At 63.1% G+C, this 12,644-nt stretch carries 10 protein-coding genes and 1 tRNA gene; 2 read left to right on the top strand and 9 right to left on the bottom strand.

Annotated features, from left to right (window positions below):
- Window position 1: 1 nt before the first annotated feature.
- Window positions 2-214, bottom strand: a complete 213-nt coding sequence (locus tag H9642_RS01375; RefSeq protein ID WP_251834620.1) for a hypothetical protein — start codon at window positions 212-214, stop codon at window positions 2-4.
- A 379-nt stretch (window positions 215-593) separates the two neighbouring features.
- Between H9642_RS01375 and H9642_RS01380 the strand changes: the two genes are divergently transcribed.
- The gene (locus H9642_RS01380; protein ID WP_251834621.1) at window positions 594-1,382 is read left to right on the top strand and encodes an exodeoxyribonuclease III; all 789 of its coding nucleotides are present in this window, start codon (window positions 594-596) and stop codon (window positions 1,380-1,382) included.
- A gap of 328 nt (window positions 1,383-1,710) precedes the next feature.
- Here the strand turns inward: H9642_RS01380 and H9642_RS01385 are convergent, their stop codons facing one another.
- The 7 genes from H9642_RS01385 to glcD form a co-directional block, all read right to left on the bottom strand.
- Window positions 1,711-2,955, bottom strand: a complete 1,245-nt coding sequence (locus H9642_RS01385; RefSeq protein ID WP_251834622.1) for a malic enzyme-like NAD(P)-binding protein — start codon at window positions 2,953-2,955, stop codon at window positions 1,711-1,713.
- A gap of 84 nt (window positions 2,956-3,039) precedes the next feature.
- Window positions 3,040-4,743, bottom strand: coding sequence for an L-lactate permease (locus H9642_RS01390; RefSeq protein WP_251834623.1), 1,704 nt, complete (start codon window positions 4,741-4,743; stop codon window positions 3,040-3,042).
- A 229-nt stretch (window positions 4,744-4,972) separates the two neighbouring features.
- Window positions 4,973-7,150, bottom strand: coding sequence for a malate synthase G (locus tag H9642_RS01395; protein ID WP_251834624.1), 2,178 nt, complete (start codon window positions 7,148-7,150; stop codon window positions 4,973-4,975).
- A 34-nt stretch (window positions 7,151-7,184) separates the two neighbouring features.
- The gene (locus H9642_RS01400; protein WP_251834625.1) at window positions 7,185-7,586 is read right to left on the bottom strand and encodes a heme-binding protein; all 402 of its coding nucleotides are present in this window, start codon (window positions 7,584-7,586) and stop codon (window positions 7,185-7,187) included.
- 78 nt (window positions 7,587-7,664) lie between these two features.
- A complete protein-coding gene (gene glcF, locus H9642_RS01405) occupies window positions 7,665-8,882 on the bottom strand; it encodes a glycolate oxidase subunit GlcF (RefSeq protein WP_251834626.1) in 1,218 nt (405 codons plus the stop codon).
- A gap of 7 nt (window positions 8,883-8,889) precedes the next feature.
- The gene (gene glcE, locus H9642_RS01410; protein WP_251834627.1) at window positions 8,890-9,951 is read right to left on the bottom strand and encodes a glycolate oxidase subunit GlcE; all 1,062 of its coding nucleotides are present in this window, start codon (window positions 9,949-9,951) and stop codon (window positions 8,890-8,892) included.
- A complete protein-coding gene (gene glcD, locus H9642_RS01415) occupies window positions 9,951-11,450 on the bottom strand; it encodes a glycolate oxidase subunit GlcD (RefSeq protein ID WP_251834628.1) in 1,500 nt (499 codons plus the stop codon). The genes glcE and glcD overlap by 1 nt, the downstream gene beginning before the upstream one ends.
- Window positions 11,451-11,716: 266 nt before the next feature.
- Between glcD and glcC the strand changes: the two genes are divergently transcribed.
- Window positions 11,717-12,496, top strand: a complete 780-nt coding sequence (gene glcC, locus H9642_RS01420; protein ID WP_251834629.1) for a transcriptional regulator GlcC — start codon at window positions 11,717-11,719, stop codon at window positions 12,494-12,496.
- Window positions 12,497-12,559: 63 nt separating this feature from the next.
- Here glcC and H9642_RS01425 read toward each other — a convergent pair.
- Window positions 12,560-12,636 (bottom strand) — tRNA-Ile (locus tag H9642_RS01425).
- Window positions 12,637-12,644: the final 8 nt, after the last annotated feature.

Raw genomic sequence — 12,644 nt, forward strand, 5'->3', positions numbered from 1 at the left:
ATCAGCGGGCGGCTGTTAGTTGTACAGAAGACGCATCCCACAGCGTGCCGTCCTGCAAGGCCTGGGAAGGCACGTAACGGGGTGTTCCGCCTAACTCTTCCAGCTCGGTCAGGCCGGCCAACTGATTGACGATGCGGTAGCGGGTGCCGGCCTGCTTATCCTTCAAGGGATACAGGTTTTCGATGTGTTGGGCCAATTCGATAAGCGTGGTCATGTTGGTCGTCAATACAGTGTGATGAAGAGTTAACAGCTATTTTTTACGGCAGCTTCGTTACAGTTTCACGACGTCAGGGGTGCAGTCATCAGGTGAATAAATGCCCGCGCGGCTGGCGCGGAAATCTGACTGTTGAACCTTGCCGCGGTTCCCTCAGCAGGAGCAATTCAGGCGGTATATAGGTGCAGACGAGGCGCCGCGCATAGCCACGAGCGAACACATTGTGCGCGGCTGTCCAGGTAGGTTTTGCTGTGCTCTACAACGGTTGTACATCGCGGGGGTAGAACCGATGGTGCGCCGAGGCTTCTATTGTTAAGCCCACCTGCTTCCACGCTCGCGCGGAACAGGCTCTGCGTCCTGTCGATCAGCGAGGCCCCGCGTGCAGACCTTGAAAATCGCCACCTTCAATATCAACGGTATTCGCTCACGCCTGCCGGCGCTGCTGCAGTGGCTGGAGCGCGAACAGCCGGACGTGGCCTGCCTGCAGGAACTCAAGGCTGCGGATGTGGCCTTTCCCATCCTGGATATCCAGGCGGCCGGCTATGGCGCCATCTGGCACGGCCAGGCGTCATGGAACGGTGTGGCCATTCTGGCCCGGGATGCGGAACCACTGGAGATTCGTCGCGGCTTGCCGGGTGATCCTGACGATACCCACAGTCGCTACCTCGAGGCCGCAGTGAAGGGTGTGATTGTCGCCAGCCTTTACCTGCCCAATGGCAACCCGCAGCCAGGACCCAAGTTCGACTACAAGCTCGCCTGGTTCGAACGGCTGATCCAGCACGCCGCCTCGCTGTATGCCAGCGGACATCCGGTGGTGCTGGCCGGTGATTACAACGTGGTGCCCACCGACGACGATATCTACAACACGCGCTCCTGGCGTAAGGACGCGCTGCTGCAACCGGAAACCCGTGCGTGCTATCAACGCTTGCTGGCCCAGGGGTGGACGGATGCCCTGCGTGCGCGCTTTCCGCAGGAGCGCATCTATACGTTCTGGGATTACTTTCGCCAGCACTGGGAAAAGGACTCGGGCCTGCGCATCGACCACCTGCTACTCAGCCCCGACCTGGCGCCACGGCTACAGAACGCCGGTGTCGATCGCTGGGTACGCGATCAGCCCCGCGCCAGTGACCATGCGCCGACGTGGGTTGAATTAGAGGTGAGCGAATAAGAGGGGATAAGTCAGTAGGGTGGACAACGTTTTTTTTCCTTGTCCACCGAGCGGTGGTGGTGGATGTGAAAAGCGACATCCACCCTACGCTACATTCGCCAATCGCTTACAACGGCCGGTCGTTCAAGCCGGATGGGTGGATGCCGTTTCCATTGTCCACCCGCGAGGTTGGTGGCTGTGCTTGCCGTCGTTGTCAGAGCCAGCAAGTAGGGTGGACAACGCTTTTCCTTTTCCACCGAGCGGTGGTGGGTGGATGTGAAAAAGCGATATCCACCCTACGTACCCTCCGCCCATCGCCAGCAAGCTGACTTCTACCAAGGACAGTCGATCACAGCGGGTAGTGGGCAGGGTAGGGCAAGCGGGCAACACCTGAATCGACCGCAGCTTTAGCCACGGCACCGGCCACGGCACCCAGCAGTCGCGCGTCCAGCGGCTTGGGCAGAATGTAGTCAGGGCCAAACTCCAGGCGGTCGATGTTGAATGCTTGCAGCATTTCGACCGGCGTCGGCTCCTTGGCCAACTGGCGCAGGGCTTCAACGGCGGCGATCTTCATCTCTTCGTTAATTCGCGCTGCACGCACATCCAGGGCGCCGCGGAAGATGAAGGGGAAACCCAGCACGTTGTTCACCTGGTTCGGGTAATCGGAGCGGCCGGTGGCCAGGATCAGGTCGTCGCGCAGACTCATGGCCAGTTCCGGCTGGATTTCCGGATCGGGGTTCGAGCAGGCAAAGACGATCGGCTTGGGCGCCATGGCCAGCAGTGCGTCTGCCGTCAGCAGGTTGCCACCCGAAAGGCCGATGAACACGTCGGCGTCTTGCATGGCGTCCAGCAGGGTACGGGCACCGCCGTCATTGACGAAGGCTTGCTTGTGGCTGACGAGATCGCCACGGTCGGAACGGATCACACCTTGGCGGTCGACCAGATACAGGTTCTCGCGGCGGGCACCAAGGCTGAGCAGCAGCTTCATGCAGGCGATGGCCGCCGCGCCGGCGCCGAGGCAGACGATGCGTGCGTCAGAGAGCAGCTTGCCCTGGATCTCCAGCGCATTGAGCATGCCGGCGGCGGTGACGATGGCGGTGCCGTGCTGGTCGTCGTGGAACACCGGGATGTCGCACTGCTCGATCAGAATTTTCTCAATCTCAAAGCACTCGGGCGCCTTGATGTCTTCCAGATTGATGCCGCCGAAGGTATCGGCGATGCGCGCAACCGTGTCGATGAATGCCTGCGGGTTTTCCGACTTGACCTGGATATCCACCGAATCAATGCCTGCGAAACGCTTGAAGAGCAGGGCTTTGCCTTCCATAACCGGTTTGCTGGCCAGCGGCCCGAGGTCGCCGAGGCCGAGGATGGCGCTGCCGTCGCTGATCACTGCGACAAGGTTGCCCTTGCCGGTAAAGCGGTAGGCATTTTCAGGGTTGGCGGCAATCGCGCGAACGGGCTCGGCTACACCGGGACTGTAGGCTAGGGCGAGGTGGGCGGCGGTATCGGCGGGTTTGCTCAGTGCGATGCTGATTTTGCCGGGGGTGGGGAATTCGTGGTAATCCAGCGCGGCTTGTTTGAAGTCAGTAGTCATCTGAAGCCTCTTGCTATGCATCAGCGCCGGTTAAACCGGCGCTGTGCTTTATCATTTTCAGTTAGAGCTTGGAGTCGATGCAGCTCAGTTGCTGGCGATCACCAAGGGGTCGGTAATGCCCATGATGAACACGGCAATCAACCCGATACCACCGGCCAGGATGAGGTAGTACAGGGTCGGTAGCATGGTTTTGCGCAAGGTGATGCCTTCACGTCCCAGCAAACCTACCGTCGCCGAGGCCGCCACCACGTTGTGGATAGCGATCATGTTGCCCGCCGCCGCACCGACGGATTGCAGCGCTACCATCAACGCACCGGACATGCCCAGAAGCTCAGCGGCGTTGAACTGGAACTGCGACAGCATCAGGTTGGACACGGTGTTGGAGCCGGCAATGAACGCGCCGAGCGCACCGACTGCCGGTGCAAAGAACGGATACACATCGCCTACGCTGTCGGCCACCAGACGCGCCATGGCCACCGGCATGGAGATCAGGTCCGACGCGTTGACCCCGGAGTTGATCAGAATGCGCACCATCGGAATGGTGAAGATCAACACGAAGCCTGCCCCCAGGAGCGTTTTGCTGGACTCGCTGAACGCAGTCACCAGCTCACTCACCCGCATGCGATGCATGAAGAAGGTCCCCAGCGCAGCGATGCAGAGCAGGCCACCCGGCAGGTAGAGCAGTTCCAGGGTTCCGGATACGCCCGTTTCGCCCATGATGTCCTTCCAGCCGAAGCTCAGGGACAACAGCCAGGCCTTCAGCTCAGGTACGTTGCGCGTCAGCACCAGCAGCACAGCCAGCAGCACGTAGGGCGCCCACGCCATGGGCACGGAAATCGCTTTTTTACCGGACATATCGTCCAGCTTCATTTCGATCTTGCCCATCCACTCGGCTGGCCACTCGCTGGCCGGCGCGAAATCCCAGCTCTGCTTGGGGATTAGGAAGCCTGCCTTGGCGGCCGGTACCACAATGGCCAGGCCTACCAGGGCACCGATCATCGAGGGGAATTCCGGGCCGAGGAACACGCCAGCCGCCGCGTAAGGGATGACGAAGGCAAAGCCGGTGAAGATGGCGAACGGCGCGATGGCCAGGCCTTCGGTCCAGGAACGGTTCTTGCCGAAGAAGCGAGTCATGATGCTGATCATGATCAGCGGCATGAGAATCCCGCACAGGGCATGAATGATCGCGACACGCGAGAAGATCAGGTGGAAGAACACCTCCCAGCTGCTACCCATCGTGACCAGCTGCTCGCTGATCCCGCTTTTGTCCAGGCCGGCCCCCACGCCCACCAGGATCGGCGTACCGACTGCGCCGAAGGACACCGGCGTGGATTGCACCAACATGCCCAGCACGACGGCGGCCATGGCGGGGAAGCCCAGTGCCACCATCAGCGGAGCGACCACGGCGGCCGGTGTACCGAAGCCGGATGCGCCTTCGATGAAGCAGCCGAACAGCCACGCCACGATCACCGCCTGAACGCGGCGGTCAGGGCTGATGTTGGAGAAGCCGCGCCGAATCGCGCTGATCCCCCCCGAGTGCTTCAGCGTGTTGAGCAGCAGGATCGCGCCGAAGACGATCCAGAGAATCGCGGCGGTGAGGATCAGGCCTTGCAACGTTGAGGCAATGACCCGGTTGAGCGTCATGTCCCAGGCCAGCAGCCCGATCACCGCCGTCAGGACGAAAACCAGCGGCATTGCATACTTGGCGGGCCATCGAAAGCCGATCAGCAGCACACCCGCTAGCACCAGTGGCACGAAGGCCAGAATGGACAGTAGTGTTTGACTCATGCTTGGGTCCCTTTTTTTTGTTGTGAACCACTTTCAGTAATGCCTGGATGTACCCGGCGTTTTGCATAACCCCGTCGTGTGGACGAAGCCTGGGTTGCAAGTTGGCAGATGCGAATACCTACAGCCCGATGCTTGAAAGCCCCAGGCAGCTTAGGCTGTCTGGGGCTTGTAAATCGTCACGGCTGCGAACGCGCAGTGCGTTGCGCAGCTGTGATTGCCCTTGTGTTACTCAGTTGGCTTCCTTGAAGCGGCGACGCCAGGCATGCAGCAGCGGCTCGGTGTAACCCGCAGGCTGTTCCCGTCCCTTGAACACCAGGTCCGCAGCTGCCTGGAAGGCAATCGACTGCGTGTAGTCGGTGGACATGGGGCGGTATAGCGGATCGCCAGCATTCTGATGGTCCACCACTTTGGCCATGCGCTCAAGGGTTTCCTGAACCTGCTCGCGCGTCACCACGCCATGGTGTAGCCAGTTGGCGATGTGCTGGGCGGAGATGCGCAGGGTGGCGCGGTCTTCCATAAGGCCGACGTTGTGGATATCCGGCACCTTGGAGCAACCGACACCCTGTTCAACCCAGCGCACCACGTAGCCGAGGATGCCTTGGCAGTTGTTGTCCAGCTCCTGCTGCTTCTCTTCGGCGCTCCAGTTGGCCTCGGCGACGACCGGAATGGTCAGCAGGTCGTTGAGCAGTTGTTCGCGCTCGGCGGCCAGGTCAACCTTCTCCAGCTCGCTCTGTACGGCCTGCACATCCACCTGGTGGTAGTGCAGCGCATGCAGCGTGGCGCCGGTGGGCGACGGTACCCAGGCGGTGTTGGCGCCGGATTGCGGGTGACCGATCTTCTGCTCGAGCATGGCCGCCATCAGATCCGGCATGGCCCACATGCCCTTGCCGATCTGCGCCTTGCCCTTGAGACCGCAGGCCAGGCCGACCAGCACGTTGTTGCGCTCGTAGGACTTGATCCACGGGGTATTCTTGATGTCGCCCTTGCGCATCACCGGGCCGGCTTCCATGCAGGTGTGCATCTCGTCGCCGGTGCGGTCGAGGAAGCCGGTGTTGATGAAGGCCACACGATGCTTGGCGGCGCCGATGCAGGCCATGAGGTTGGCGCTGGTGCGGCGCTCCTCGTCCATGATGCCCATCTTCAGGGTATGGCGCGGCACGTCGATCAGGTCTTCAACGCGGCTGAACAGCTCATCGGCGAAGGCGACTTCCACAGGACCGTGCATCTTCGGCTTGACGATATAGACGCTGCCGGTGCGCGAGTTGCCCTTGCGCGCCAGGTCGTGCTTGGCGATCAGGCTGGTGAACACGCCGTCCATGATGCCCTCAGGGATCTCGCTGCCGTCTTCGAGCAGGATCGCCGGGTTGGTCATCAGGTGACCGACGTTACGCACGAACAGCAGCGAGCGGCCGTGCAGGCTCAGGGTGCCGCCGTTCGGTGCGCTGTATTCGCGGTCCGGATTCAGGCGACGCACGAAGCTGGTGCTGCCCTTGACCACTTCCTCGCTGAGGGTGCCCTTGGCAATGCCCAGCCAGTTGCGGTAGGCCAGCACCTTGTCGTCGGCATCGACGGCGGCGACCGAGTCTTCGCAGTCGAGAATGGTGGAAATCGCGGCTTCGATCAGCAGGTCCTTAACGCCGGCGGCGTCGGTCTGGCCGATCGGGCTGTTGGGGTCGATCTGGATTTCGACGTGCAGGCCGTTGTTCTTTAGCAACACGGCCTTGGGCTCGAGCGCATCGCCCTGGAAGCCGACGAATTTTTCCGGCTGGGCCAGTGCGGTGACGTTGCCGTTCTCCAGCGTGACCTTCAGCTGGCCATCCTGCACACGGTAGTTGACCGCGTCGGCATGGCTGCCGGCGGCCAGCGGCGCAGCCTGGTCGAGGAAGTTGCGGGCAAAGGCGATGACCTTGGCGCCGCGGACTTCGTTGTAGCCCGGACCCTTCTGCGCGCCGCCTTCTTCGCTGATGGCATCGGTGCCATAGAGGGCGTCGTAGAGCGAGCCCCAGCGGGCGTTGGCGGCGTTCAGCGCATAGCGCGCGTTCATGATCGGCACCACCAGCTGCGGACCGGCCTGGCTGGAAATTTCGACGTCAACGTTGGCGGTTTCGATCTTCACCTGCTCGGGCACCGGCAGCAGGTAGCCGATGGACTCGAGGAAGGCGCGGTAGGCCGGCATGTCCTTGATCGGGCCGGGGTTGGCCTTGTGCCAGGCGTCCAGCTCGACCTGAATGCGGTCGCGCACGGCCAGCAGTTCACGGTTCTTCGGCGCCAGATCATGGGCCAGGGCGTCCAGGCCCTGCCAGAAGGCGGCGGCGTCGAGGCCGGTACCCGGCAGGACTTCGTCTTCAATAAAACGCTGCAGAGTGGTCGCTACATGCAGGCGACCCAGGGTTGCACGCTCAGTCATGCTCTTGTTCTCCTTTGTTGTCTGGCCTGAAAAATCAGTTGAGGACGGCGGCGCCGGCCTTGGCAACCTGTGCATCCTGGGCGGCGGTGACGCCGGACACACCCACCGAGCCGACGATCTGGCCGTCGACGATCACCGGCACGCCGCCTTCCAGCGAGCACACCACTGGCGCTGACAGGAAGGCGTTGCGGCCGCCGTTGACCATGTCTTCGTAGCCCTTGGTTTCGCGACGACCCAGCGCTGCGCTGCGGGCTTTCTCGGTGGCGATGTAGGCGGCGATCGGCGCGCAGCCGTCCAGACGCTCAAGGCCCAGCAGGTGGCCGCCGTCATCGGCGACCGCGACGGTCACCGCCCAGCCATTGGCCTGCGCCTCGGCACGGGCGGCGGCGAGGATGGCGGTGACTTCGGTCTGGCCCAGTACGGCTTTGGTTTTCATGCGTTCTCCTATCGAATTCGGTCTGCGCCAATGCGCAGGTGGGTTGCAAGTGTTCAGGTTCGCTCGGCTTCTTCAGCCTTACTGCATCGACTCCTCGACAATCTCGATCCAATGCTTGACCGGCGTGCGCCCGGCGCCGTCCAGGTGGGTCTGGCAGCCGATGTTGGCGGTGACGATCACCTCCGGCTTGCCGCTTTCCAGGGCGTTGAGCTTGTTGTCGCGCAGCTGCTTGGAAATCTCCGGCTGGGTCAGCGAATAACTGCCCGCTGAACCGCAGCACAGGTGCGCATCGGGCACCGCAGTGAGCTGGAAGCCTAGCCGGCTCAACACGTCTTCGACCGCGCCGCTCAGCTTCTGGGCATGCTGCAGGGTGCACGGGCAATGGAAGGCCATGCGCATGGTGGATTTGACCCCGAGCTTTTCCAGCTCAGCACCACGCAGCACTTCGACCAGGTCCTTGGCCAGCTCGCTGACGCGCGCCGCCTTGGCGGCGTAAGCCGGATCGTCCTTGAGCAGGTGACCGTATTCCTTGATGAAGGCGCCACAGCCACTGGCGGTCTGCACGATGGCTTCGGCCCCCGCCTCGATGGCGGGCCACCAGGCGTCGATATTGCGCCGGGCGCGTTCAAGGCCGGCATCCTGAGCGTTAAGGTGGTAGTCCACCGCGCCACAGCAACCGGCTTCGCGGGCCGGCGTGACGCTGATGCCGAGACGGTCCAGCACCCGCGCGGTCGCGGCATTGGTGTTGGGCGACAGGCTCGGCTGCACGCAGCCTTCGAGCATCAGCACGGTGCGACTGTGGGTGGTCTGCGGGCGCGGTTTGGCCGGGCGGATCTCGCGCGGCAAGTGAGCTTGCAGCGAGGCCGGCAGCAGCGGGCGCAGCGCATTGCCGGTGTTCAAGAGTGCCTTGAACAGGGCAGGGCGTGGCACCACGGTGCGCAGGCCACCGCGCAGCAGACGCTCGCTGGTGGTGCGCGGTACCTGGCGCTCGATGAAATCGCGGCCGATGTCCAGCAGGTTGTGGTACTTCACGCCGGACGGGCAGGTGGTTTCGCAGTTGCGACAGGTCAGGCAGCGATCCAGGTGCAGCTGGGTGCTCTGGGTTACTTCGCCGCCTTCGAGCATCTCCTTCATCAGGTAGATGCGCCCGCGCGGGCCGTCCAGCTCGTCGCCGAGCAGTTGGTAGGTCGGGCAGGTGGCATTGCAGAAACCGCAGTGCACGCAGGAACGCAGAATGCTTTCGGCTTCTTCGGCACGCGGCAGCTGCTTGGCCGCTTCGCTCAGATTCGTTTGCATAGCGTCATCAGACCTCGGAATACAGGTGGCCGGGATTGAAGATGCCCTGCGGGTCGAGCGCCGCCTTGAGCTGGCGGTGATAGCGCAGCAGCGGCTCCGGCAGCGGCTGGAACGGGCTGTCAGTAACGCCCAAGGTGTAGCACTGGGCATGGCCGCCGACTTCGCGGGCGATGCCACGGATCATCTCCGCATCGGCATCGCTCTTCAGCCAGCGCTGGGCCCCGGCCCAGTCCATCAGTTGCTCGCCAGGCAGTGCCAGCACCGGCGTATTGTTGGGCAGGGACAGGCGCCACAGCGGGCGCGCGTCGGCAAAGAACGCCAGGCGCTGTTCGCGCAGGTCGTTCCAGTAGCCGGCATCCAGATCTTCACCGCCGATCCGTTCACGGGCGGCCTTGACCGAGCCTTCACCGCCTTCCAGTCGCAAGTGCAGCGCCTGGCCGTCATGGCTGGCCGCGCTGATCGGAATCGGCTGCTGGCCCCAGTCGGCGAGCTTGAGCAGGGCAAGCTCCTGGTCGATTTCCAGGCGCAGGCTGCTGCACAGGCGCGGCTTGGGCAGCACCTTGAGCGAAACTTCGGTGAGCACGCCGAGGCAACCGAAACTGCCGGCCATCAAGCGCGACAGGTCGTACCCGGCGACGTTCTTCATCACTTCGCCACCGAAGCGCAGGTGCTTGCCCTGGCCGGTGATGATGCGCGTGCCGAGTACGAAATCGCGGACCGATCCGCTCCACGGCCGACGGGGACCGGAAAGTCCGGTGGCGATCATGCCGCCGACCGTGGCGCCCGGACCGAAATGCGGCGGCTCGCAGGGCAGCATCTGCCCGGCGGCGTCCAGCGCGGCTTCCAGCTCCGCCAGCGGCGTGCCGGCGCGCACGCTGACCACCAGCTCGGTAGGGTCGTAGCTGACGATGCCGCGATGTGAGCGCGTGTCGAGCAGTTCGCCCTCGACCGGACGACCGAGAAAGCCTTTACTGCCGCTGCCCTGAATGCGCAGTGGCGTCTTGCTGGCGAGCGCCTGATTGACCTGATCCAGCAACTGGGCGCTGGTGTCGTTTTCAAATACGGACATTAGAAACGCTCCAGTTCGGGGAAGGGCAACTCGCCGTTGTGGATATGCATGCGGCCGAACTCGGCGCAACGATGCAGCGTCGGGATGTTCTTGCCGGGGTTGAGCAGGCCGCTGGGATCGAAGGCCGCCTTCACCGCGTGGAACAAGGTCAGCTCGTCGGCGTTGAACTGCGAGCACATCTGATTGATCTTCTCGCGACCCACCCCGTGTTCCCCGGTAATGCTGCCGCCCACTTCGACGCACAGCTCGAGGATCTTGCCGCCCAGGTTTTCGGCGCGCTCCAGCTCACCGGGCTGGTTGGCATCGAACAGAATCAGCGGGTGCATGTTGCCGTCGCCGGCGTGGAATACGTTGGCCACGCGCAGGCCGTACTGCTCGGAGAGGTCGGCGATGCCCTTGAGCACGCCCGGCAGCTCGCGGCGCGGGATGGTGCCGTCCATGCAGTAGTAGTCTGGCGAAATGCGCCCGACCGCTGGGAAGGCGTTCTTGCGCCCGGCCCAGAAGCGTGCGCGTTCGTCTTCGTTTTGTGCCAGCCTCACCTCGGTGGCGCCGGCCAGCTTGAGCACTTCGCTGACGCGTGTGCAGTCGTCATGCACGTCGGCCTCGACGCCATCCAGTTCGCAGAGCAGGATCGCCTCGGCATCCACCGGGTAGCCGGCGTGGATGAAATCTTCCGCAGCGCGGATCGACAGGTTGTCCATCATCTCCAGGCCGCCGGGGATGATGCCCGCCGCGATGATGTCGCCTACCGCGCGGCCGGCCTTTTCCACCGAGTCGAAGGCGGCCAGCAGCACCTTGGCTACTTGCGGCTTGGGCAGCAGCTTGACGGTCACCTCGGTGATGATCCCGAGCATGCCTTCAGAGCCGGTAAACAGCGCCAGCAGGTCAAAACCCGGCGAATCCAGCGCGTCGGAGCCGAGCGTCATGTGCTCACCCTCGACGGTAAGAATGTCCACCTTGAGCAGGTTGTGCACGGTCAGGCCGTATTTCAGGCAGTGCACACCACCGGCGTTCTCGGCGACGTTGCCGCCGATGGAGCAGGCGATCTGTGAAGAAGGGTCCGGCGCGTAGTACAGCTCATAGGGTGCGGCGGCTTGGGAAATCGCCAGGTTGCGCACGCCAGGCTGAACGCGGGCGAAGCGACCGTCAGGATCGACTTCGAGAATCTTGGTGAAACGCGCCATCACCAGGAGAATGCCTTGTTCCAGCGGCAGCGCACCGCCGGACAAGCCCGTGCCGGCGCCACGGGCGACCACGGGCACGCCACGTTCGTGGCAGATCTTGAGCAGGGTTTGCACCTGCTCGACGTGCTCGGGCAGCACCACAAGCATCGGCGTGGTGCGATAGGCTGACAGGCCATCGCACTCGTAGGGCTTGAGGTCTTCGGTGCGGTGGAGGATTTCCAGATCGGGCAGCCGCGCTTGCAGCTCGGCCAGCAACGCGCACTTATCGACCTTGGGCAACGCACCATCGACGCGTTCGTCGTAAAGAATATTCATAGGGCTCACACGGTGGTGGTTTTTTAATTGTTCTCGGAGTCCGCCGGTTGGCTTCACTAGAGGCGTAACCGGTCGGGCTCGCTGAGCCATGGCACCTTGAGAGTGGCCCAGGCCGCTTTTAGGAGTCCATGGGGGGCGGGACTGGTCCTACCAGTTTCGTCCTCGTCTCACCGGTGAAAGGCCGGTAGCCCTGTATCCATGCGGGTACGGTTTCGGCTGTTGGCCATATGCTTGTATGCTGGTCCTACCAGTTGGAGAGCTAAAACATGGAAAATGCCAAGGGTAATCAGCAGGGTAAAAGCCGAATCGCCGACCAGGTGGCGGAGCGCATCGAGCGGCTGATCGTCGACGGGGTGCTTAAAGTCGGCCAGGCGCTGCCGTCCGAGCGGCGCCTGGTGGAAACCCTCGGCTGCTCACGCTCGGCGCTGCGCGAGGGCCTGCGCATCCTGCGCGGACGCGGCATCATCGACACTGAGCAGGGGCGGGGCTCGTTTGTCGCCGACCTGAACCGGGGCAACGATGCGACACCGCTGATGAACCTGTTCAGCTCGCAGCCGCGTACCTTATTCGACCTGCTGGAAGTACGCGCCTTGCTGGAAGGGGAGTCGGCACGCTTGGCCGCGCTGCGCGCCACCGACGCCGATCTGCTGCTGATCAAGCGCCGCTACCAAGAAATGCTCGCCGCCTACGACGAACCGCAGCCGCTCGACCCCCGCGAGCACGCGCGCCGCGACCACGCCTTCCACCGCGCCATCAGCGAGGCCTCCCACAACCCGGTGCTGGTGCTGACGTTACAGTCGCTGAGCGAACTGATGCTGAGCACGGTGTTTGCCTCGGTAAACAACCTCTACCACCGCCCGCCGCAGAAACGACAGATCGACCGCCAACACACCCGCCTGTACCACGCGGTAATTGAACGCCTGCCCGAACAAGCCCAACGCGCCGCCCGCGAACATATCAACAGCGTGCGCGACAACCTGCGCGAGATCGAGCAAGAAGAGCAGCGATTGGTGCGATCGACGATGCGGTTGGAGGGGGTGGAGTGAGAGCTCGGGCTGGCTTTTAGTCTGATCGACACAAAAAAGCCGCGCAGTGCGCGGCTTTGAAGGTGGTGGGCCCACACGGACTCGAACCGTGGACCAAAGGATTATGAGTCCTCTGCTCTAACCAACTGAGCTATAGGCCCCCAGAAGG

The organism is Serpens gallinarum (assembly GCF_014836765.1).
In the GTDB taxonomy this organism is placed as follows: Bacteria; Pseudomonadota; Gammaproteobacteria; order Pseudomonadales; family Pseudomonadaceae; genus Serpens; species Serpens gallinarum.